Genomic DNA, 26297 nt, shown 5'->3' with positions numbered 1-26297 from the left:
GTCATCCAGTACTTCCCGAATGCGGGGTATCTCACCGAGGTCATCGACAACGCCATGGAGCTGCTCGCCCCCGGCGGCACCCTGTTCGTCGGTGACGTCCGAAACCACAGTCTGCAGAACGCCTTCCAGACCGGGATCGCGCTGGCCCGGCACGCCTCGGCGGGTCTGGATGCCGCCGTCATCCGCCAGCGCGTGCAGCATGCAGTACTGGGTGAGCCGGAGCTGTTGCTGGCCCCGGAGTTCTTCACCAGCTGGGCCGACAATCATGCGGCGGCCGCGGGCGTCGACATTCAGGTCAAGCGTGGCACCGCCGACAACGAACTGAGCCGCTACCGCTACGACGTCACCATCCACAAGGGGCCCGGCCCGGTGCGCTCCCTGGCCGGCGTCCCCACCCACGGATGGGTCGCGGGATGTGCCAGTCTCGCCGAGCTGCACGCACGGCTGGCGGAGCACCGCCCCGATGCCGTTCGGGTCAGCGGTATCCCGCGCACCGGGGTGATCTCCGATGTCCTGCTCGAACAGTCACTGGCGGACGGACAGGTCAGCACCGAGCCCCCGCAGACGGCCGGCTTCACACCCGAAGCGCTGTACCGCCTCGGTGAGGATACCGGCTACCACGTCGCCGTCACCTGGGGCGCGGCACCGGGCACCATGGACGCCGTCTTTGTCGCCCCCACCGGCACCGCGGCACCCGCGCTCACCGACGTGTACCTGCCGACACCGCACGCGGTGCACGCCAACGAACCGCACAGCGCCACCAAGATCAGCGCGGTCCGCCGACGGCTGAGCGCCTGGCTGCCCGACTACATGGTGCCGCCGCACATCCTGGTGCTCGACGAGATGCCCCTGACCTCCTCGGGCAAACTCGACCGAAAAGCTCTGCCGGCGCCCGAATACGGCGACGGCGACGGATACCGGGCCCCCTCGGGTGCGGTCGAGGAGATCCTCACCGACATCTACGCCCAGGTGCTGGGCCTGCAGCGGGTCGGTGTCGACGACTCGTTCTTCGACCACGGTGGCGATTCGCTGTCGGCGATGCGCCTCATCGGCGCCATCAACACCAGCCTGGACGCCGACCTGTCGGTGCGCACCATCTTCGAGGCGCCGACCGTCGCGGAGCTGGCGCCGCGCATCGGCGGCGACGCCGGACGGCTGGAGCCACTGGTGGCCGCCGACCGGCCCGACGTCATCCCGTTGTCCTTCGCGCAGAACAGGTTGTGGTTCTTCGACCAACTACAGGGACCGTCACCGATCTACAACCTCGCGGTGGCCCTGCGGCTGCGCGGGCACCTGGACGCCGACGCGCTGCGGCTCGCGCTCAACGATGTGGTGGCCCGTCACGAATCACTGCGCACCCGGTTCGTGGCACCGCAGGGAACGGCCCAGCAGGTCGTCATCCCCGCCGAGGACGCCGACATCGGCTGGGACACCGTCGATGCCGGTCGGTGGCCGGCCGGTCAGCTCGACGACGCGGTGGACGCCGCGGCGCGGCACACCTTCGATCTGGCCACCGACATCCCGTTCCATGCCTCACTCTTCCGCCTCAGCGACGGCGAACACATCCTGGTGGCCGTCGTACACCACATCGCCGCCGACGGCTGGTCGGTCACTCCGCTGGTGCGCGATCTCGGATTGGCCTACGCCAGCAGATATGTGGGCCAGGCACCGGGATGGGCACCGCTGCCCGTCCAGTACGTCGACTACACGCTCTGGCAGCGCACCCAACTGGGCGAGTTCGACGACGATCAGAGCCCGATCGCCGCGCAGCTGGCCTACTGGGAGACCGCCCTGGCCGGGATGCCCGAGCAGCTGCAGCTTCCCACCGACCGCCCGTACCCGCCGGTGGCCGATCATCACGGTGCCCGGGTGGCCCTGCAGTGGCCGGTCGACCTGCAGCAACAGGTGCGCCGGGTGGCCCGCGAACACAACGCCACCAGCTTCATGGTCATCCAGGCGGCGTTCGCCGCGCTGCTGGCCGAGATCAGCGCGACAACCGATGTGGCGGTGGGCTTTCCGATCGCCGGGCGGCGCGATACCGCGCTCGACGAATTGGTCGGCTTCTTCGTCAATACGCTGGTGCTGCGCGTCGACGTGGCGGGCGACCCCACCTTCGCCGACCTGCTGGCACAGGTGCGCGGGCGCAGCCTGGCCGCCTATGAGCATCAGGATGTGCCCTTCGAAGTGCTCGTCGAGCGGCTGAACCCGGCGCGCAGCCTGACCCGGCACCCGCTGGTCCAGGTGCTGCTGGGCTGGCAGAACTTCGCCTGGCAGCCCGGCGATGCCGCCGGACTGGCGCTCGGGGACCTTCAGGTGACCCCGCTGCAGGTGGATACCGAGACCGCCCGCATGGACCTGGCGTTCTCGCTGGGCGAGCGCTGGACCACCGACGGCGACCCCGACGGTCTGGACGTCACTGTCGAATACCGCACCGACATCTTCGATGCCGCAGGCGTGCACGCCCTGGTCGGCCGGTTGGAGCGGCTGCTCTCGGCACTCACCACCGACCCGCGGCGCCGGCTGTCCTCGATGGATCTGCTCGACGACGGCGAACGGGCCCGGCTCGATCAGTGGGGCAACCGCACGGTCCTGGGCGTGCCCTACGCCGGGTCGACCGTACCGGCCAGATTCAGCGCGCAGGTCGCCCGCACACCGGATGCCGTCGCGGTGGTGCACGGTGGACGATCGCTGACCTACACCGATCTGGACCAGGCCGCCAACCGCCTGGCACAACTGCTCATCGCCCGGCGCGCGGGTCCGGGACGGTGTGTGGCGCTGTTGTTCCCGAAGTCCGCCGAGGCGATCGTGGCGATCCTGGCGGTGCTCAAATCCGGTGCGGCCTACCTGCCGATGGATCCCGCCCTGCCGCCGGCCCGCATCGATTTCATGCTCGACGACGCTGGCCCGGTCGCCGTCATGACCACCGCGGCGCTGGCCGGCCGGGTTGCCGGAGTCCAGGTCATCGAATGCGACGACTGCGCCGACCCCACCCGCGCCGTGACGGCGACCCCCGTGCCCGACGGACCCACCCCCGAGGACATCGCGCACATCATCTACACCTCCGGCACCACCGGCGTTCCCAAAGGTGTTGCCGTCAACCACGGCAATGTGGTCCAGCTGTTCGACGGACTCGACATCGGTATCGAACTCTCACCGGGACAGGTCTGGACCCAGTTCCACTCCTATGCCTTCGATTTCTCGGTGTGGGAGATCTGGGCGGCGCTGCTGCACGGCGGACGCCTGGTCGTGGTGCCCGACGACATTGCCCGTTCCGCGCCGGACTTCCACGCCCTGCTGATCAGCGAGCAGGTCACCGTGCTGACCCAGACCCCCTCGGCGGCAGCGGTACTGCCCACCGAGGGCGTGGATGCGGCACTGGTGATCGGCGCGGAGGCCTGCGCGCCGGAACTCGTGGACCGATGGGCGCCCGGGCGCGTCATGGTCAACGTCTACGGCCCGACCGAGACCACCATGTGGGCCTGCAAGAGCACCCCGCTGGCCGCCGGGTCCGGTGCACCGCCGATCGGTTCCCCGACCGCGGGCGCCGCGTTCTTCGTGCTCGACGAATGGCTGCGGCCGGTGCCGCCCGGGGTGGTCGGTGAGCTGTATCTGGCGGGCCGCGGCGTGGGAGCCGGGTACTGGCGCCGGACCTCCTTGACCGCAACCCGTTTCATGGCCTGCCCGTTCGGCGAACCGGGCACCCGGATGTATCGCACCGGCGACCTGGTCTCCTGGCGCGCCGACGGCCAGCTCGACTACTTCGGCCGCGCCGATGAGCAGGTGAAGGTCCGCGGCTACCGCATCGAACTCGGCGAGGTGCGATCCGCGCTGGCCGCGGTGGATGGCGTGGAACAAGCCGTCGTCATCGCCCGCGAAGACACCCCCGGCGACAAACGGCTGGTGGGTTACATCACCGGTTCCGCGGACCCGCTCACCGCACGAGCCGCCCTGGCCGAACGGCTGCCGGGCTACATGGTCCCGTCCACGGTGATCGGCGTGCCGGAGATGCCGGTCACGGTGAACGGCAAGCTTGACACCCGGGCGCTGCCGGCGCCGGATTACCACGAGACCACCCGCTACCGGGCGCCCGCCGGGGCGGTCGAGCGGACCCTCGCCGACATCTTCGCCGAAACCCTCGGTGTGGAGCGGGTCGGCGTCGACGACTCGTTCTTCGACCTGGGTGGCGACTCGCTGTCCACCATGCGGCTCATCACGGCCGTCAACACCGCGCTGAGCGCCGACCTGCCGGTCCGCACGGTCTTCGAGGCGCCCACCGTCGCCCAGCTGGCACTGCGGGTCGATCTCGGCGGTTCCCGTAAGGCGCCCCTGGTGCCGGCCGAGCGACCGCCGGCGATCCCGCTGTCCTTCGCGCAGAACCGGTTGTGGATCGTCGACCAGCTACAGGGCCCGTCACCCATCTACAACATTGCCGTCGCGCTGCGGCTGCGCGGCCGGCTCGACATTGACGCGCTGCGCGCCGCGATGGCCGACGTGGTGGCCCGGCACGAGAGCCTGCGCACCATCTTCGCCTCGGCGCAGGGCATCCCGCAACAGGTGATTCTCCCGGCCGACGCCATCGAGATCGGCTGGGACACCGTCGATGCCACCGGCTGGACGGCCGACCGGCTGGACGAGGCCGTGAGTGCGGTGGCCGAGTACGCCTTCGACCTGGCGTCCGAGATACCGCTGCGCGCCGGTCTTTTCCGTGTCGCTGCGGAGGAGCACCTGCTGGTGGCCGTGGTACACCACATCGCGGCCGACGGATGGTCGCTGCGGCCCTTGGTCACCGACCTGGGCACCGCCTACGCGAGCCGGTCCGCCGGGAAACCGCCACAGTGGGAACCGCTGTCGGTGCAGTACGTCGATTACACCCTGTGGCAGCGCGGCGAACTGGGTGAGCTCGGCGACCCGGACAGCCCGATCAGCGAGCAGCTGGGGTACTGGGAAGAGGCCCTGACCGGGATACCGGAGCACCTCGATCTGCCTACGGACCGCCCGTACCCGGCGGTGGCGGACCACCGCGGCGCCACCGTCGATGTCGACTGGCCCGCCGAGTTGCAGCAGCAGATCGCCCGGGTCGCCACCGCGCACAACGCCACCAGCTTCATGGTCGTGCAGGCCGCCCTGGCGGTGCTGCTGTCAAAGCTGAGCGCCAGCTCCGATGTGGCCGTGGGATTCCCGATCGCGGGACGCTCCGACACCGCCCTCGACGATCTCGTCGGCTTCTTCGTCAACACCCTGGTGCTCCGTGTCGATTTCGCAGGCAATCCGTCGGTCGCCGATCTGGTGGAGCGGGTGCGCACCAGCAGCCTGGCCGCCTACGAACATCAGGACGTGCCGTTCGAGGTACTGGTCGAACGGCTCAATCCCGCCCGCAGCCTCACCCATCACCCGTTGATCCAGGTCATGCTGGGCTGGCAGAACCTGCCCTGGCAGCACGCCGACACCGCTGCCGGGCTGGTGCTCGGCGACCTGGAGATCACCCCGCTGCCGGTCGACACCCACACCGCGCGCATGGATCTGGCGTTCTCCCTCGCCGAACGCTGGACGGAAACCGGAGACCCCGCCGGCATCGGCGGCATCGTCGAGTTCCGCACCGACGTGTTCGACGCGGCAACCGTGACCGCCCTCGTCGATCGCCTGGGCCGGGTGCTGACGGAGATGACCGCCGATCCCGCGCGGACGCTGGCGGCGCTGAATGTCCTCGATGACGACGAGATGTCACGGCTGCGCGCATTCGGCAACATGGCCGCGCTCGACGGCGCCCCCACCGGAATCTCGATACCGGAACTGTTCGGCCGACACGTCGCGCGCACCCCCGACGCGGTGGCGGTCAGCGGCGACCGGTCGCTCACCTACGCAGCCCTCGACGACGCGTCGAATCGGTTGGCGCACCTGCTGATCCGGCACGGTGCGGGACCGGGGCAGACCGTGGCGCTGCTGCTGACGCGTTCGGCCGAGGCGATCTCCGCGATCCTGGCCATTCTCAAGACCGGGGCGGCCTACCTGCCGATCGACCCGGCCTGGCCCGCCGAACGCATCGCGTTCGTGCTGTCCGACGCCACACCGGTCGCCGCGGCGTCCGACCGCGAATTCGGTGGCCTGCTGGCAGGTTTCGGCGGCGCGGTGATCGACATCGACGCCATGCCCGACGGCGGTGTCAGCACGCCGCTGCCGGTGCCGGCCGCCGACAACCTCGCCTACCTGATCTACACCTCGGGTACCACCGGCGTGCCGAAGGGCGTCGGGCTGACCCACGCCAATGTCAGCCAGCTGCTCGGGGCACCGCACCGCGGGCTGCCCGAGGGTTCGGTTTGGAGCCACGCGCACTCGCTGGCCTTCGACGTGTCCGTCTGGGAGATCTTCGCGCCACTGCTGCGCGGCGGCCGCGTCGTGGTGGTCCCGGATGTCGAGGAACTGCACGCGGTGATCGTCGCCGAGGGCGTCACCGTCCTCACCCAAACCCCCTCGGCGGCAGCGGTGCTACCGACCGAAGGGCTGGAATCGACCGTGCTGGTCGCCGTTGGCGAGGCCTGCTCACCGGAGGTGGTGCAGAAGTGGACCTCCGGCGGGCGGACCATGCTGAACGCCTACGGCCCCACCGAGACCACCATGTGCGTCACGATCAGCGCCCCGCTGGGCGCCGAGCCGGGCAATGTGCCGATCGGATCACCGGTCTCGCAGGCCGCGCTGTTCGTGCTGGACGCCTGGCTGCGCCCGGTGCCGGTCGGCGTGGTCGGCGAACTGTATGTGGCCGGTGCCGGACTGGGCGCAGGATATCTGGGCCGCGGATCGCTGACCGGCTCGCACTTCGTGGCGTGCCCGTTCGCCGGCGTAGGCGGGCGGATGTATCGCACCGGGGATCTGGTGCGCTGGCGTGCCGACGGTCAGCTGGATTATCTGGGCCGTGCCGATGAGCAGGTGAAGATTCGCGGCTACCGCATCGAATTGGGCGATGTGCAGACCGCTTTGGCGGACGTGGCCGGGGTGGACCAGGCTGTCGTCATCGCCCGTGAGGACCGTCCCGGGGACAAGCGCCTGGTCGGTTACCTCACCGGCACCGTGGACCCGGTGGATGTGCGTGCCGCGCTCAGTACCCGGCTGCCCGCGTACATGGTTCCCGCCGCCATCGTGGTGCTGGCGGCGCTGCCGCTCACCGCCAACGGCAAACTCGACACCCGGGCGCTGCCGGCGCCCGATTACGCCGCCGGGGTGTACCGCGCCCCGACCGGCGCCGTCGAAGAGATCCTGGCCGGTATCTATGCCCAGCTTCTCGGCGTGGAGCGGGTCGGTTCCGACGATTCCTTCTTCGACCTCGGCGGTGACAGCATCACTGCCATGCGGCTGATCGCCGCCATCAACAGCAGCCTGCACGCCAACCTCGCGGTGCGCACCATCTTCGAGGCGCCCACCGTCGCGGAGCTGGCACCGCGCATCGTTGAGGACGCTGGACGGCTGGAGCCGCTGGTGGCCGGCGACCGTCCCGCGGTCATCCCGCTGTCGTTCGCGCAGAACAGGTTGTGGTTCCTCGAGCAGTTGCAGGGCCCGTCGGCGGTGTACAACATGGCGACGACACTGCGGCTGCGCGGCGACCTCGACATCGATGCGCTGCACGCCGCGCTGAACGACGTCATCGCCCGGCACGAGAGCCTGCGCACCCTGCTGGTGGCACCCGACGGGATACCGCAGCAGGTGGTGCTGCCGGCGGACCGGGCCGAATGTGGTTGGCAGTTCACCGATGCCACCGACTGGCCGGCAGGCCGGCTGGATGAGGCGGTCGGCGCCGCCGCGCGCTACGCCTTCGACCTGTCCGCCGAGATCCCCTTGCGGGCCGGTCTCTTCCGGGTGCAACCCGATGTGCACGTACTGGTGGCAGCGGTACACCACATCGCCGCCGACGGCTGGTCGATGACACCGCTGGCCCGGGACCTCAGCGTGGCCTACGCAAGCCGAAGCGCCGGGCAGGCCCCGGACTGGGTGCCGCTACCGGTGCAGTATGTGGACTACACCCTCTGGCAGCGAGCACAATTCGGCGAACTGGACACCGCGGACAGCGCCATCGCCGGGCAACTGGCCTACTGGGAGAGCGCGCTGGCCGGCCTGCCCGAGCGGCTGCAGCTGCCCACCGACCGTCCCTACCCCCTGGTCGCCGGGCAGCGCGGAGCCGTCGTCGCGGTCGCCTGGCCCGCCGAGTTGCAGCGCCGCATCGCCCGGATCGCCCGCGAACACAACGCGACCAGCTTCATGGTGGTGCAGACGGCGCTCACCCTGCTGCTGAGCAAGATCGGCGCGACCTCCGATGTGGCAGTCGGTGTTCCGGTCGCGGGCCGCCGCGACGCCGCGCTCGACGACCTGGTCGGATTCTTCGTCAACACCCTGGTGCTGCGGGTCGAGATCGACGGCGACCCCACCTTCGCCGACCTGCTGGCGCAGGTGCAGCAGCGCAGCCTGGCCGCCTACGAGAACCAGGACGTGTCCTTCGACGTGCTCGTGGAGCGGCTCAACCCGACCCGCAACCTGAGCCATCATCCGCTGGTGCAGGTGCTGCTCGCCTGGCAGAACCTGCCCGGTCACCGGCAGACCACCTCGGGTCTGGCGCTGGGCGGGCTGCAGATCGAACCGCTGCCGGTGGACACCAAGACCGCGCGCATGGACCTCACCTTCTCCCTGGGCGAGTTGTGGACCGAGGACGGCGAGCCGGCCGGGATCGGCGGCACCGTCGAATACCGCACGGATGTGTTCGATGCCGCCACCATCGAGACCCTGATCGACCGCCTTGAGCGGGTGCTGGCCGCCACCACCGCCGCGCCCGCCCTGGCGCTGTCGGCGGTGGACCTGCTCGACGACGCCGAACGGGAACGCCTCGACGCGCTGAGCCACCGCGACGTGTTCACCCGGGCCGTCTCGGATGCGTCGATACCGGAACTGTTCACCGCGGCGGTCGCCCGCGACCCGGATGCGGTGGCGCTGCGTTGCCAGGGCGAGCAGAGCGACGGGGGATGGACCGACGGCCGGTCGCTGACCTACGCCGAACTGGACGACGCCGCCAACCGGATGGCGAATCTGCTCACCGCACAAGGGGCCCGGCCCGGGCGGACGGTGGCCCTACTGATGCCACGTTCCGCCGAGGCGATCATCACGATCCTGGCGGTGCTCAAATCCGGTGCCGCCTATCTGCCGCTCGACCCGGCGCTGCCGCCGGCCCGGATCACGGTGGTACTGGGCGATGCCGCACCGGTGGCCGTCGTCACCACCGCCGCACTCAGCGCACAACTGACCGACTATGACGGCGTCATCATCGACGTGCACGACGCCGCCGTCGCCGATCACCCCAACACCGCGCTGCCGGCACCTGCCGCCGACGATCTGGCGTACCTGATCTACACCTCGGGCACCACCGGAGTGCCCAAAGGCGTTGCCGTCAGCCACCGCAACGTGACAGCGCTGCTGACCGCACCGGATTCCGGGCTGCCCCGCACCGGAGTCTGGTCGCAGTGGCACTCGCTGGCCTTCGACGTCTCGGTCTGGGAGATCTTCGGTGCACTGCTGCAGGGCGGACGGCTGGTGGTGATCCCCGAATCGGTGGCACGCGCACCCGAGGACCTGCGCACACTGCTCCTCGACGAGCAGGTGACCGTCCTGAGCCAGACTCCCTCGGCGGCAGGTGCTCTCGCGCCGGACGGTCTCGACGGGGTGACACTGGTGGTGGCCGGCGAGGCCTGCCCGGCCGAACTGGTCGACCGCTGGGCGCCGAGAACGGTGATCAACGCCTACGGTCCCACCGAGGGCACCATCTACGCATCCATCAGCGCGCCACTGACACCGGAGCCGACGGCGGTCGTGCCGATCGGATCCCCGGCCGGCGGCGCCGCGCTGTTCGTGCTCGACGCCTGGCTGCGGCCGGTCCCGGCCGGCGTGATCGGTGAGCTGTACATTGCCGGCGGCGGCGTTGCGGCCGGCTATGTGAACCGTGGCGGGCTGAGTGCCGCGCGGTTCGTGGCGTGCCCGTTCGCCGGTGCCGGCGCGCGGATGTACCGCACCGGGGATCTGGTGCGGTGGCGCGCCGACGGACAGCTGGACTATCTCGGTCGTGCCGATGAGCAGGTGAAGATTCGCGGCTACCGGATCGAATTGGGCGATGTACAAACCGCTTTGGCGGGCCGGACCGGGGTAGACCAGGCCGTGGTGATCGCCCGTGAGGACCGCCCAGGGGACAAACGCCTGGTCGGTTACATCACCGGCACAGCCGACCCGACGGCGGTGCGCGCCGGGCTCGCCGACACCCTTCCGGGGTACATGATCCCGGCGGCGGTGATCACCGTTGCCGAACTGCCACTCACCCCCAACGGCAAGCTCGATGTGCGTGCGTTGCCGGCCCCCGAGTACACCAGCGGCGAGTACGCGGCGCCGAGCAACACGGTCGAGGAAGTCCTGGCCGGCATCTACGCCGACGTGCTCGGCGCCGACCGGGTGGGCGTCGACGAGTCGTTCTTCGATCTCGGCGGCGACAGCATCTCCTCGATGCAGGTCGTGACGCGGGCCCGGGCCGCCGGACTGACCTGCCGGACCCGGGACATCTTCGTCGAACAGACGGTGGCCCGGCTGGCCCGGGTGGTCGAGACGGCCCAGACCGATACCGTCGCCGACGAGGGCTTCGGGCCGATGCCGGCGACCCCGATCATGCGGTGGCTCAACGAGGTTGACGGACCGACTGCCGAGTTCAACCAGACGATGCTGGTGCAGGCGCCGGCGGGCGCCATCGAAGCCGATGTGCTGGCGGTGCTGCAGACCCTGCTGGACCGGCACGGCGCGCTGCGGCTGCGGGTCAGTGAGCTCACCGGCCTGCAGGTGGACCCACCGGGAACGGTGGACGCGCGCGACTGCCTGCACAACGCCGGCGCCCTCACCGACGAGGTACTCGCCGAAGCCCGGTCGGGACTCGACCCCGCCACCGGTGCGATGCTGCGCGCACTGTGGGTACCCAGCACCGGACAGCTGGCGGTGATGATCCATCACCTGGCGGTCGATGCCGCGTCCTGGCGAATCCTGCTGGAAGACATCAATATCGCCTGGTCCCAGCTGCAGACCGGGGAGCCGGTACAGCTGCCCGCCGGCGGCACCTCGATCCAGCGGTGGGCGGCGGTGCTCACCGACCATGCGCACCGGCCGGAGATCGTCGCGCACACCGAGACATGGCAGCGGGTCGCGCAGACACCCTCGGTGCTCCCCGCGCTACGTTCGGGCACCGACACCTTCGCCACCGCCGGCCGGATGTCGGCACAGCTGGACACCGAGACCACCGACATCCTGCTGACCGCCGCACCGGCAGCGTTCCATACCGGGATCCAGGACATCCTGCTGATCGGGTTCGCCCTGGCCGCGGCGGAGTTCACCGCCCAGACGTCGATCGCCATCGACGTCGAGGGCCACGGCCGCCACGAGGAACTCGCCGCCGATCTCGATCTGTCCCGCACCGTCGGCTGGTTCACCACGAAGTCCCCGGTGGCCCTCGAACTGAGCGCTGGGGAGCTGTCCTGGGCGCAGATCATCTCCGGTGACACCGCACTCGGCGCGGTGATCAAGGACGCCAAGGAACAGTTGCGGGCCCTGCCCGACGCGCTGAGCTACGGCCTGCTGCGCTATCTCAACGATGAGGTCCACCTGACGGCGCCCGAGCCGACCATCGGCTTCAACTATCTGGGGCGGCAGACGGGCACGTCGGATCTCTCCGAGCTGTGGCGGCCGAGCGAGGACTGGTCGCTCACCGAGTCGGCCTCGGCCATCGCCATGCCGCTCATGCACACCCTGGAACTCAACGCCGCGACGGTGGACGGGGCCGACGGTCCCCGGCTGCACGCCGGATGGACCTGGGCGCCTTCGGCACTCGACGAGGCGCAGGTGTCCCGGCTGAGCCGGCTGTGGTTCGAGGCCCTGGCCGGGATCTGTGCGCACGTGCGGGCCGGTGGGGGAGGCCTCACCCCGTCCGATATCTTCCCCGCGCAGCTGAGCCAGCAGCAGATCGACGAACTGCAACACCGCTACCGGATCGCCGACATGCTGCCGCTGACACCGGTCCAGCAGGGTCTGTTGTTCCACGCCACCACCGCCGAGGGCACCGACGATCTGTACGCCGGGCAGGTCGCCATCGAACTGGTCGGCCCGCTCGACGCGGAGCGGCTGCGGGCCGCGGTGCGCGGCGTGGTCAAGCGCCACCCACACCTCGCCGCACGCTTCCACGCGTCGCCGCCGATACAGATCATCCCCGCCCAGCCCACCGCGGCCTGGCGGCAGGTGGATCTCGCCGCCGACCCGGATCCGGTCGAGGTCGACCGGATCTGCGCGGCCGAGCGCGCCGCGGTCTGCGACCTCACCGAGAAGACCGTCTTCCGCACCACGCTGATCCGGCTTGGGGCAGAACGCCATCGGTTCGTGCTGACCAATCACCACATCGTGCTGGACGGCTGGTCCATGCCGATCCTGCTGGGGGAGATCTTCGCCGGCTACCACGGGCACCGGCTGCCCGCTGCCACGCCGTACCGCCGCTACCTCACCTGGCTGGCCGGCCGTGACCTCGATGCGGCGCGTGCCGTGTGGGGTGAACTCTTCGCCGGCTTCGACGAGCCCACCCTGGTGGGTCCAGCGGACCGGACCCGCCCCGGGCCGCGCCGCGTGGACACCGTCACCCTGGCCGACGGAGTTGCCGACGCGGTGGCCGCTTTGGCGCGGGCCCGGCACACCACCGTCAACACCGTGCTGCAGGCTGGGTACGCGCAGGTGCTGTGCTGGCTCACCGGCCGTCGTGATGTCGCCTTCGGCACCACGGTGTCCGGTAGGCCCGCCGAGGTCCCCGGCGTCCAATCCATGATCGGCCTGTTCATCAACACGCTTCCGGTGCGGGCGCGCATCACCCCGGCCACCTCCACAGTCGACCTGCTCGAGCAGCTGCACGGTGCGTACAACGACACCCTCGACCAGCAGCACCTGTCGCTCAACGACATTCACCGGGTCACCGGGCACGACCAGCTCTTCGACACCATGTTCGCCTACGAGAACTATCCGGTGGACACCGCGGCACTGTCCGGTGATCACGAGCTGAGCGTCACCGACGTCAGCACCCGGGAGTCCAGCCATTACCCCCTCACCGTGCAGGCCCAGCCCGGCCGGGATCTGACGCTGCGCATCGAGTACGACACCGAGGTGTTCGGCGCCGAGGACATCACCGCGCTGACCGAACGATTCACCCGGGTGCTGCTCGCGATGACGACCGATCCCGCGCGACCGTTGTCGGATCTCACCGCCGCGGACACCGAAGAGCAGGTCACGCTGGACCGCTGGGGTAACCGGGCGGCGCTGAGCCGGTCGGTGGCCGCCACCACGATCCCCGACCGGTTCCGCGGCCAGGTCACCCGGGCGCCGCATCGGGTGGCCGTGGTGTGCGGTGACATCTCGCTCACCTACGCCGAACTGGACGATGCCTCCGACCGGTTGGCGCAACGGCTGGTGACCGCCGGTGCCGGACCCGGCCGCACGGTAGCGCTGCTGGTTCCGCGCTCCGCCGAGGCCGTGGTGGCTATCCTGGCCGTGCTGAAATCGGGGGCCGCGTACCTGCCGATGGATCCGGTCATGCCGTCGGCGCGCATCGCGTTCATGGTCTCCGACACCGCGCCGGTGGCCGCGGTCACCACCGCCGGCCTCGCCGACCGGTTCGACGGTCACGACCTGCGGATCATCGATGTGCACGCCGCGCACCTCGCGGAGGTCTCCGAGCTGCCCGGACCGCACCCCGATGACATTGCCTATGTCATGTACACCTCCGGGACCACCGGCAGGCCCAAAGGCGTTGCGCTTGCGCACCGCAACCTGACCCAGCTGTTCGACGACGTGCAGATCGGTATCGACCTGAACTCCGAACAGGTGTGGTCGCAGTTCCACTCCTATGCCTTCGATTTCTCGGTGTGGGAGATCTGGGGCGCCCTGCTGCACGGCGCCCGTCTGGTGGTGGTACCCGACGAGGCCGCCCGCTCGGCCACCGAGTTCCACGACATACTGGTCCGTGAAGGCGTGACCGTGCTGTGCCAGACACCTTCGGCCGCAGCGATGCTGCCCACCGACGGCCTGGAATCGGTGGCGCTGATGATCGGCGCCGAGGCCTGCCCACCGGAACTGGTGGACCGCTGGACGGCGCAGACCGGCCGGGTCATGGTCAACCTGTACGGCCCGACCGAGACCACCATCTGGGCCTCGGCCAGCGCGCCGCTGCACCCGGGGTCCGGGGTCCCGCCGATCGGTGCGCCGCCACGCGGTGCCGCCCTGTTCGTGCTCGATGACGGGCTGCAACCCGTGCGGCCCGGAGCCGTCGGCGAACTGTACGTCGCCGGTGACGGGGTCAGCGTCGGCTACTGGAACCGGCATGCCCTCACCGCGACACGGTTCCTGCCGTGCCCGTTCGGGACCGCGGGGCAACGGATGTACCGCACCGGGGACCTGGTTCGCTGGGGCCCCGACGGGCAGCTGCAGTATCTGGGCCGCGCCGACGAGCAGGTGAAGATCCGCGGTTACCGCATCGAACTCGGCGAGGTGCGGTCCGCGCTGGCCGCGGTCGACGGGGTCGACCAGGCCGTGGTGGTCGTGCGGGCCGACGATGCCGGTCGCCGGCGCCTGGTCGGCTACATCACCGGCACCGCGGACGCCGCCGAGGCCCGCGCGGTGCTGGCGCAACGGCTTCCGGCCTACATGGTGCCCTCCGCGGTGGCGCGGATCGAGGCGCTGCCCGTCACCGTCAGCGGCAAGCTCGACGTGCGCGCCCTCCCGGAGCCCGATTACGCGGCAGGCCCGCAGCGGGCACCGGCCAACCTCGCCGAGGAGGTCCTGGCGGGTGTCTTCGCCCGCGTGCTCGGCCTCGACCGGGTCGGCGTGGAGGACTCGTTCTTCGACCTCGGCGGGGATTCGCTGTCCAGCATGCGGCTGATCGCCGAGATCAACGCCGCCCTCGATATCGACCTGCCGGTCCGGGCGGTGTTCGAGGCGCCCACCGTCGCGCAGCTGGCGCAGCGTGTGGATCACGGTGCGGTCCGGCGCGAACCGCTGGTGGTGGCGCAACGACCCACCGAGATCCCGCTGTCGTTCGCGCAGAACAGGTTGTGGCTCGTCGACCAGGTGCAGGGCCCGTCGGCGGTGTACAACATGGCCGTCGCCCTGCGCTGCACCGGCCCGCTGGACGTCGACGCGCTGGAGGCCGCCCTGGCCGATGTGGTCACCCGGCACGAAAGCCTGCGCACGCTGTTCGTGGCGCCGGCCGGCACCCCGCAGCAGGTGGTGATCCCGGCCGAGCGCGCCGATTTCGGTTGGCACATCGTTGATGCGAGCGGGTGGTCGCCGGGCAGGCTCGATGCGGGGCTGCAGGAGGCGGCCCGCCGGACCTTCGACCTGTCCGTCGACATCCCGCTGCGCGCCCAGCTGTTCCGCATCAGCGCCGACGACCACGTCCTGGTCACCGTGCTGCACCACATCGCCGCGGACGGCTGGTCGCTGCGGCCGCTGGTCGCCGACCTGAGCCTGGCCTACGCCGACCGGTGCGCCGGCCACGCCCCGGACTGGGAGCCGCTGCCGGTCCAGTACGTCGACTACACCCTTTGGCAGCGCGCCCAATTCGGCGATCTGCAGGACAGCCAGAGCCGGGTCGCGGCGCAGCTGGACTACTGGGAGCAGACGCTTGCCGCGATGCCCGAGCGCCTCGAGCTGCCCACCGACCGGCCCTACCCGCTGATCGCCGACATGGCCGGTGACACCGTGAGCGTGCACTGGCCGGCCGGCCTGCAGGAGCAGATCGCCCGGGTGGCCCGCCAGCACAACGCGACGCCGTTCATGGTGGTGCAGAGCGCTCTGATGGCCCTGCTGGCCAAGGTCACCGCGAGTTCCGATGTGGCGGTGGGATTCCCGATCGCCGGTCGGCGCGACACCAAGCTCGATGACCTGGTCGGCTTCTTCGTCAACACCATGGTGCTGCGCGCCGACGTCTCCGACGATCCCAGCTTCGCCGATCTGCTGGCGCAGGTCCGCACCCGCAGCCTGGAGGCCTTCGAGAATCAGGACGTCCCGTTCGAGGTGCTCGTCGAGCGCCTCAACCCGGCCCGCAGCCTCACCCATCACCCCCTGGTCCAGGTCATGCTGGCCTGGCAGAACTTCGCCGGACACAACGACGCCGCCGCCGGACCCGGGCTGAAAGGCGTTGATGTCGCTCCGGTTCCGTTGAGCACGCAGTCCGCCCGGATGGACCTCACCTTCTCCCTGGCCGAGCGGTGGACCGACACCGGAGCGCCCGCCGGTATCGGCGGCGAGGTGGAGTTCCGCACCGATGTGTTCGACGCCGGCACCGTCGAAACCCTGATCGGGCGGCTGGAACGCATGCTGACCGCCGCCACCGCCGACCCGGACCGCCCGCTGTCGGCGGTGAGCCTGCTCGACGAGCCCGAGCGCGCGCGCCTCGACGAACTCGGGCACCGCGCGGCACTCGACGGTGCGCCGGATGCGCCGGTCTCGTTGTCGGAGTCGTTCAGCGCGCAGGCCGCCCGCACCCCGGATGCGGTCGCGCTCACCGACGAGGGCCGCTGCTGGACCTACGCCGAACTCGATGCCCTGTCGAATCGGTTGGCGCATCAGCTGTCCGACCGCGGTGCGGCCCCCGGCCGGACGGTCGCGCTGCTGTTCCACCGCTCGGCCGAGGCGATCACCGCGATCCTCGCGGTACTCAAGACCGGTGCGGCCTATCTGCCGATCGACCCGGCGCTGCCTGCTGCCCGGATCGACTTCGTGCTCGGCGATGCCACTCCGGTGGCGGTGCTGGCCACCGCGGATCTGGCCGGACCGGACATCACCGTGCTCGACCTCGACGACCCCGCCTTGCTCGCGCAGCCCGCCACGGCGCTGCCAGGTCCGTCGGCCGCGGACATCGCCTACCTGATCTACACCTCGGGCACCACCGGTGTGCCCAAGGGCGTCGCCGTCACGCACCGCAATGCCATCGGGCTGCTCGGCGCCGCCGGGGACGGCCTGGCCCCGGTGGGCGTGTGGAGCCAGTGGCATTCGCTGGCCTTCGACGTGTCGGTGTGGGAGATCTTCGGCGCGCTGCTGCGCGGCGGACGGCTGGTCATCGTCCCCGAATGGGTGGCCCGCTCCCCGGAGGATCTGCACGCCCTGCTGGTGGCCGAACACGTCACCGTGCTGACTCAAACCCCCTCGGCGGCACTGATGTTGTCACCGGACGGGCTGGACGTCACGACACTGGTGGTGGCCGGTGAGGCCTGCCCGGCCGAACTCGTCGATCGCTGGGCGCCCCGCGTCACGATGATCAACGCCTACGGGCCCACCGAGGGCACCATCTATGCGACGGTCAGCGCCCCGCTGCGGGCGGCATCTGAGACGGCGACGCGCGCGGTGCCCATCGGCGCCCCGGTGCCCGGCGCGGCGTCCTTCGTCCTCGACGAATGGCTGCGCCCCGTACCGATCGGCGTGGTCGGTGAGTTGTACATCGCCGGAACCGGTGTCGCGGCCGGCTACGTCAAACGGGGCGAGCTGACCGGAACCCGGTTCGTGGCATGCCCGTTCGCCGGTGCCGGACAACGGATGTACCGGACCGGTGACCTGGTGCGCTGGGGTGCCGACGGACAGCTGCAGTATCTGGGCCGGGCCGACGAACAGGTCAAGATCCGGGGTTTCCGAATCGAACTCGGCGATGTGCAGACGGCGCTGGCCGCGGTCGACGGGGTCGACCAGGCGGTCGTCGTCGCCCGCGAGGACCGGCCGGGGGACAAGCGGCTCGTCGGATACGTCACCGGCTGCACCGATCCCGGTGCGGCGCGGGCCGCGCTGACCACCCAGCTGCCCGGGTACATGGTGCCGGCCGCGGTGATCGCCATCGACACACTGCCGCTGACACCCAACGGCAAACTGGACAAGCGGGCACTGCCCGCGCCCACCTACGACCAGCCCGACCGGTACCGGGCGCCCGGCACCGCCGTCGAGGAACTGCTGGCCGGTATCTACGCCGAAGTCCTCGGACTGGACCGCGTCGGGGTCGACGATTCGTTCTTCGAGTTGGGCGGCGACAGCATCATGTCGATGCAGGCGGTGGCCCGCGCCCGGGCGGCCGGGTTGACCTGCCGTCCGCGCGACATCTTCGTCGAGCAGACGGTGGCCCGGCTGGCGCTGGTGGTCGGCGTCGCCGACGGCGAGGCCGTGACCGACCCCGGTCTGGGCCCGGTCGTCGCGACCCCGATCATGCGGTGGCTGAGCGACGTCGACGGACCGACCGAGGAGTTCAACCAGACCGTCGTGCTGCAGGCCCCGTCCAGTGCCACCGAGGCCGATGTCGTGGTGCTGCTGCAGGCACTGCTGGACCGGCACGCCATGCTGCGGCTGCGCGCCGACGGCGACGCCCTGCGGGTCCCCGAGCCCGGCGCGGTGCCCGCCGCGAACTGCCTGCACGTGGTGGACGAGGTGTCCGAGGCCGCGGTCCTCGCGGCACGATCGCAGCTCGACCCGCAGCACGGAGCGATGCTGCGTGCGCTGTGGGCGCGCCGCACCGGCCAGCTGGTGCTGATCGTGCACCACCTCGCCGTGGACGGGGTGTCCTGGCGAATCCTGCTGGAAGACCTCAACATTGCCTGGGGTCGGCACCACCACGGGCAGCCCGCCGCCCTGCCGGTCAGCGGAACCTCGTTCGCCCGGTGGTCCGAGTTGCTCGCCGAGCACGCGCACAGCGCCGGCGTGCTCGCCGACGCCGACACCTGGCGGCGGATCGCGTCGGCCCCCGCCGCGCTGCCCACCGCTGCCGACACCTATGAGACCGCAGGCCGGCTGTCGGTGTCGCTGGATGACGCGGACATCGTGGAAACCTTGCTGCGTGACGCTCCGGCCGCGTTCCACGCCGGCATCCACGACATCCTGCTGCTCGGGTTCGCCCTGGCCGCAGCAGAATTCGTCGGCGACTCCACCATCGCCATCGACGTCGAAGGACACGGCCGCCACGAGGAACTGGCAGCCGATATCGATCTGTCCCGCACCGTCGGCTGGTTCACCACCAAGTACCCGGTGTCCCTCGATCTCGGTGACCTGCCCTGGTCGCGGGTCGTCTCCGGTGACGACGGTCTGGGTGCGCTGCTCAAGAATGCCAAGGAACAGCTGCGGGCACACCCCGACGGGCTGAGCTACGGACTGTTGCGCTACCTCAACGACGACGTCGACCTCGACGGCGCGGAGCCGCCGATCGGTTTCAACTATCTGGGCCGCCTCGGCGGCGGGGTGGAACTGCCCGGCGAACTGTGGCAAATCGCCACCGACGGCTCCTCGGACGCGACGGCCGCCAGTGCCGCGGTCCCGATGCCGCTCATGCACACCGTGGAACTCAACGCCGCCACGGTGGACGGGGCGAACGGGCCGCAGCTGCATGCCAACTGGACGTGGGCCCCCTCGATCCTCGACGACGAGCAGGTCGGCCGGTTGAGTCTGCTGTGGTTCGAGGCGCTGCAGGGCATCTGCGCGCATGTCCGCAACGGCGGAGGTGGGCTGACACCGTCGGATATCGCACCCGCACGCCTGAGCCAGGCCCAGATCGACGAGCTCCAGGAGCAACACCGGATCGCCGACGTCCTGCCCCTGACGCCGCTGCAGCAGGGCCTGCTGTTCCATGCCGATGCCGCCGACGTCGATGCGGATCTGTATGCGGTGCAACTCGATCTGACCATCACCGGCACCCTGGACGCCGAGCGGCTGCGCGCCGCGGTCCGGACCGTCATGGCGCGGCATCCGCACCTGGCCGCCCGATTCAGAGCCGGTCTGGATGAACCCGTGCAGATCGTCCCCGCCGACCCCGAGATCGCCTGGCAGCTCGTCGACATCGCGGACGACGCCGAGATCCGGCGGCTGCGGGCCGCCGAACGTGTCGCGGTCTGCGATCTCGCGCACCAAACGCCGGTGCGTGTCGCGCTGATCCGTACCGGCGACCAGCGGCACCGGCTGATCCTGACCAACCACCACATCGTGATGGACGGCTGGTCGCTGCCGATCCTGCTGCACGAGATCTTCGCCGCCTACCACGGCCAGCGACTCCCGGCCGCGGTGCCGTACCGGACCTTCGTCAACTGGCTGGCGACGCGGGACCGCGACGCCGCCCGCGCCGCCTGGGGCGAGGTGCTGGCCGGGTTCGACACCCCGACCCTGCTCGGCCCCGCCCAGGACCCGCAGGGGCGCAGGGACGTTCGCTCCGTTCAGCTGTCCGCGGCGACCACCGGCGCCGTCGGCGAGCTGGCCCGGGCGCACCAGACCACGGTGAACGTCGTGCTGCAGAGCGCCTATGCTCAGTTGCTGATGCACCTGACCGGTCGGCACGACGTCGTCTTCGGGACCCCGGTCTCGGGGCGGCCGACCGACGTGCCCGGTGCCGAGGCCATGGTCGGTCTCATGATCAACACGGTGCCGGTGCGGGCCACCGTCACCGCCACCACCTGCGCCGCCGATCTGCTGGACCAGATGCAGCACACCCACAACGCCACGCTGGAACACGAGTACCTGGCGCTCGCCGAGATCCACCGGGTCACCGGGCAGGACAAGCTCTTCGACACCATGTTCGCCTACGAGAACTACCCGCTCGGTGCGGCCACCGCCGGTTTCGGTGACGCCCTGGCCATCACCGAATTCGAGGCGCACGAAGAGAATCACTACCCGCTGACGGTGCAGGTGTCCCCGGGTGACGAGCTGGGCCTGCGGGTGGAGTTCGACACCGACATCTTCACCCCGGCCGAGATCGACACGTTCATCGCACGGTTCGAGCGGTTGCTGGCCGAGATGATCGCCCACCCCACCCGGGCGCTGGCCACCGTCGATCTGCTCGACGAGGCCGAACATGCCCGGCTCGACGCGTTCGCGCACCGGCCGGTCCTGGCCGCACCGGCACCCGCCGCGTCCATCCCGGAACTGTTCGCCGCGCAGGCCGCGCGCACCCCGGACGCGGTGGCCGTCCGGTTCAACGGTAGCTCGACGACCTACCGTGAACTCGACGAATCCGCGAACCGGATGGCGCATCTGCTGGCCGAACACGGCGCCGGCCCAGGCCAATTCGTTGCGATGATGTTCCCGCGGTGCACCGACGCGATCGTCGCCATCCTGGCCGTGCTCAAGACAGGGGCGGCCTACCTGCCGATCGACCCGGCCATGCCCGCCGAACGCCTGACGTTCATGCTCACCGACACCGTGCCCGTCGCCGTGGTGACGGGCCGCGAGCAGGCGACCCGCTTCGGGGAGCTGCCGGTGATCGACCCGGCCGACCCACGTCTGGGCATGCAGCCCGCCACGGCGCCGCCGGGGCCGTCACCGGATGACATCGCCTACGTCATCTACACCTCGGGTACCACAGGCGTCCCCAAAGGTGTTCTCGTCAGCCACCGCAACGTGACCGGGCAGTTCTCCACCCCGGTCCTGGGCCGCGCCGGCGAGGTGTGGGCGCTGTGCCACTCCTTCGCGTTCGACTTCTCGGTGGGCGAGATGTGGGCGGCGCTCCTGCACGGCGGACGCCTGGTGGTGGTGCCCGAATCCGTCACCGCGACACCGGAGGACCTCCACGCCCTGTTGATCGCCGAACAGGTCACCGCGCTGGGCCAGACCCCGTCGGCGGCCGCGCTGCTCGCCCCCGAGGGCCTGGAATCGGTGACCCTGCTGGTGGGCGGTGAGGCCTGCCAGGCCGGCATCGTCGACCGATGGAGCGCCGACGGTCGCACCATGGTCAACATCTACGGCCCGACCGAAGGCACCGTGTACGCCTCGGTCAGCGACCCGCTGACGCCGGGCGGTCCGATGCCGATCGGTGTCCCCGTGCCGGGCGCGGCGACCTTCGTGCTCGACGCGTTCCTGCGGCCGGTGCCCGTCGGGGTCATCGGTGAGTTGTACGTGGCCGGAACGGGTGTCGCCGTCGGCTACGGAAACCGGCCCGCGCTGACCGGCACCCACTTCGTGCCGTGCCCGTTCGGTGCGCCCGGGCAGCGGATGTACCGCACCGGTGATCTGGCGCGCTGGGGTGCCGACGGCCAGCTCGAGCACCTCGGCCGTGCCGACGAGCAGGTCAAGATCCGCGGGTTCCGCATCGAACTCGGCGATGTGCGTACGGCTCTGGCGGCACAGGTGGGTGTCGAGCAGGCGGCGGTGATCGTGCGTGAGGACCGGCCCGGCGACCGCAGGCTGGTCGGCTACATCACCGGTACGGCCGACCCGCTGGCGGTCCGCGCGGCACTGACCGATCTGCTGCCCGGCTACATGGTGCCCGCCGCGGTCGTGGACGTACCGGCGTTGCCGGTCAATGTCAATGGCAAGTTGGACGCCCGCGCGCTGCCGTCCCCGGAATACCGGGCCGGCGAATCCCGCACCCCCGACACCGCTACCGAGCAGGCGCTGGCGGCTGTGTTCGCCCGGGTGCTCGGTGTCGAAGGGGTCCGCGCCGACGATTCGTTCTTCGACCTGGGTGGGGACAGCATCGCCGCGATGCGTTTGGTCGCCGCGGTCAATCAGGAACTGGGCAGCGATCTTTCGGTGTCCGCCATCTTCGCGGCGCCGACCGTCGCGGCGCTGGCCATCCAGCTCGACAGCGGCAGCGGCGCAGGCCACGAGATCGCCGCCGTGCAGGTGCTGCAGCACGGCAACGGGACCCCGGTGTTCGTCCCGCACGCCGTCAGCGGTGTCAGCTGGCACTACCAGGTGCTCGCCGGCGTCCTGGACAACCCGATCGTCGGCATCCAGCAGGTCGCCGAGGACGCACCGGCGTCGCTGCGGGAGATGGCCGCCCGGTACGCCGACCGGATCGAAGGCGAGCAACCCGTCCAGCTGCTCGGCTGGTCCTACGGCGGTGTGCTCGCGCACGCCATCGCCGTGGAGGTACAGCGCCGGGGCGGCACCGTCGCGCGGCTGATCCTGCTCGACGCCGAACCGACGCTGAGCGACAAGGCCAACCCCGCGGTGGATCGTCGTCAGGTCGACGAGCTGCTCGGCACCCAGGACGGCCTGGACGCCACCGCGTTGCTCGATCAGATGGTGCGCAACGTCGACACCAACATCGGCCTCTACCGTGAACACATGGCCGACGTGTTCCAGGGCGAACTGATCGTGTTCTCCGCCGAACGCGATGACGACGACCGCGCCGGCTACCTCGCGCGCCGCTGGGCGCCGCACGTGAGCGGCGCGATCAGCACGCACCGGGTGGACTGCACCCACCAGGACATGCTGGGCGCCGACGCGCTCGAACTGTACGGTCCGCAGCTGCGGCACCTGCTCGACCGTGAGGCGCCGTGAAGCTGAGCCTGTCCCGCAACCGCCCCGAGTCGCCGGACAACGACGAGGCCGGGAAGAAGCTGACGGTCAACGGTGTCTTCGAGCGGCTCGCCCGCGTCGTGGTGCGGCGACCGTGGCTGGTGATCGCGGGCTGGTTGGTGCTCGTCAGTGTGCTCGCCTCGACGCTGCCGCCGTTGATCCAGCTCGCGAGTGACCGCGATCAGGAGATGCTGCCCAGCGACTCCGCGGTGATGGTGGCGACCAAACAGATGACCGCCGCCTTCGGTGAGCCGGGCATCCAGAACATCGCCCTGGTGGTGCTCACCAACGACGGCGGACTCACCGACGCCGACGAGGACGTCTACCGCAGGCTGGTGAACGAGTTACACGGCAACGTCCGCGATGTGGTGATGGTGCAGGACTTCATCACCCAGCCGCCGCTGCGCGATGTGATGCAGAGCAAGGACAACAGAGCCTGGTTCGTCCCGGTCGGCATTGTGGGGGAGTTGGGGTCACCGGAGTCCACCGAGGCCTATCAGCGGGTGGTGACGACCGTCGAGGACGCGGTCGCGGGCTCCGACCTGACGCTGCACATGACCGGGCTGACGGCGACCGTCGCCGAGCGCGAGGCGATCGGGCTGCGGGACCTACGGTTGATCGAAACCGTCACCGTGGCCGTGGTGCTGGTCATCCTGCTGGTGGTGTATCGCAACATCGTCACGATGCTGCTGCCGCTGCTGACGATCTCGATCTCGCAGGTGGCCGCGGCGCAGATCGTGGCCGGGCTCGCCGAGATGGGGCTGGCGATCTCGCAACAGACCCTGGTGTTCATGTCGGCGATGATGATCGGCGCCGGGGTGGACTACGCCGTCTTCCTGATCAGTCGCTACCACGAATATCTGCGGGCCGGGATGACGCCCGACGATGCGGTGGCCCGGGCGGTCACCGCGATCGGCAAGGTGATCGCCGCCTCGGCGGCGACCGTCGCGGTCACCTTCCTGGGCATGGGGTTCACCACGCTGAAGGTGTTCTCCACCGCCGGGCCCGCGCTGGCCGTCTCGATCGCGGTGGCGTTCTTCGCCTCGGTCACGTTGCTGCCCGCGTTCCTGGTGCTGTGCGGCCGGCGCGGATGGGCCAAACCCCGACGCGAACTCACCAAACAGTTCTGGCGGCGGTCCGCGATCCGCATCGTGCGCAAACCGATGGCGCACCTGGTGTGCAGCATGCTGATCCTGGTGCCGCTGGCGCTGTGCGTGCTGGCGATGGACACCAGCTATGACGCGCGCACCGCGCTGCCGCCGTCCGCGGAGAGCAACGTCGGGATGGCCGCGATCGAGGAGCACTTCCCGGCCAGCATCACCGCCCCGCAGTACATCTTCATCCAGTCACCGCACGATCTGCGGACACCCGAGGCGCTGGCCGATATGGAGCAGATGGCCCAGCGGGTCAGCCAGCTGCCCGATATCGAGTCGGTGCGCGGTGTCACCCGTCCCACCGGGGAACCGCTGGAGCAGGCCACCCTGAGCTATCAGGCCGGCGTGATCGGCGACAAACTCGCCGAGGCGTCCTCGAAGATCACCGAAAGCACCGATGCCCGTGCGCAATTGACCGGGGGTGCGGACAAACTCGCCGAGAGCCTGGCCACCGTGCGCGGCCAGCTGACCCAGGCCACCTCGGTGTTCGACGGGCTGAAGAAGACGATGGCCGACGTGCGCACCCAGCTCACCAACTCCGACCTGCTACCCAAGATGCCCGGCGACGCGCCGGTGGTGCAGGACGCGGACAGCTTCAAGGAATCGCTGGAATTCACCCGGTTCGTGGTGCGGACGCTGCAGAACAACCCGAACTGCGACATGGACCCGGCCTGCGCGTCCGACCGCGACCGCTGGCAGCGGGTCGTCGAGGTGCTCGACAAGGTGCAGCCCGCCATGGATGCGGCCGGCAAGGTGCTGTCCCAGCTGGGCTCTTCGAAATCCGGTGGGCTGCAGCAGCAGATCGCCAAGATCGACCAGGGCGCCGCGGCTCTGGCCGAGGGCAGCAGGCAGCTCGCCGACGGCGTCAAGACTCTCGACGAGCAGACCGGTGAGCTCGGCAACGGCCTGGAGGACGCGTCGGACTTCCTGCTGTCGATGAAACGCAACGCCACCGACCCGGGCACCGCCGGGTTCTTCGTGACGCCGGAGATCCTGGACAACGAGAACTTCCAGGACGTCGTCGAGGTGTTCGTGTCCGCGGACGGGCATTCGGCGCGCTACCTGGTCGAGTCCACCCTGGACCCGTATGACACCGGGGCGATGGATCAGGTGAAGACCATCCTGGCCACCGCTCAGGGCGCACAGGTCAACACGGTGCTCGCCGATGCCTCCATCTCGATGTCGGGGATGACCCCGTACTACAGCGAGCTGCGCGACTACTACGACCAGGATCTGCTGTTCATCGTGGTGATGACGGTCGCGGTGGTGTTCCTGATCCTGGTGCTGCTGCTGCGCGCGATCGTCGCCCCGCTGTATCTGGTTGCCACCGTGATTCTTTCGTGCCTGTCCGCGCTGGGGATCGGCGTGCTGGTGTTCCAGATGATCCTCGATCAGCCCATCGCGGCGAGCACACCGGGGCTGGCGTTCATCGTGCTGGTGGCCGTCGGCGCGGATTACAACATGCTGCTGATCTCCCGGATACGCGACGAATCCCCGCACGGCATCAACTCGGGAGTGATCAAGACCGTCCGCGCCACCGGCAGCGTCATCACCTCGGCCGGCATGATCTTCGCCGCGCCCATGCTCGCCATGTGCTTCAGCAGCATCAGCTCGATGGTGCAGGGCGGCTTCATCATCGGTGTCGGTCTGCTGATCGACACCCTGCTGGTGCGCACCCTGACGGTGCCCGCGCTGGCGGTGCTGGTGGGCAAGTACAACTGGTGGCCGTCGGGGCGGCGCAGGCCGCGCAACCGTCCGGCACCGTCCGAGAACGAGCCCGTTGCCGTCGGCTAG

Annotated in this window: 2 protein-coding genes (1 of these 2 running past the window's edge); both read left to right on the top strand. The window is 70.1% G+C overall.

The window, feature by feature from the left end; genetic code table 11:
- Window positions 1-23331, top strand: partial view of a non-ribosomal peptide synthetase gene (locus ASE48_RS13320; RefSeq protein ID WP_057167572.1) — the 3' portion only. The gene continues 7593 nt to the left of window position 1, outside the view; only the last 23331 of its 30924 coding nucleotides appear in the window; the start codon falls outside the window, past its left edge; its stop codon occupies window positions 23329-23331.
- Window positions 23328-26297 carry an MMPL/RND family transporter gene (locus ASE48_RS13315; protein WP_235571137.1) on the top strand — a complete coding sequence of 990 codons (2970 nt, stop codon included), beginning with the start codon at window positions 23328-23330 and terminating at the stop codon, window positions 26295-26297. The genes ASE48_RS13320 and ASE48_RS13315 overlap by 4 nt, the downstream gene beginning before the upstream one ends.

The sequence above is a fragment of the Mycobacterium sp. Root265 genome (assembly GCF_001428895.1).
Lineage (GTDB): Bacteria > Actinomycetota > Actinomycetes > Mycobacteriales > Mycobacteriaceae > Mycobacterium.
Note: the sequence above shows the minus strand (reverse complement) of the source record. Positions and strands in the feature narration are given on the sequence as shown.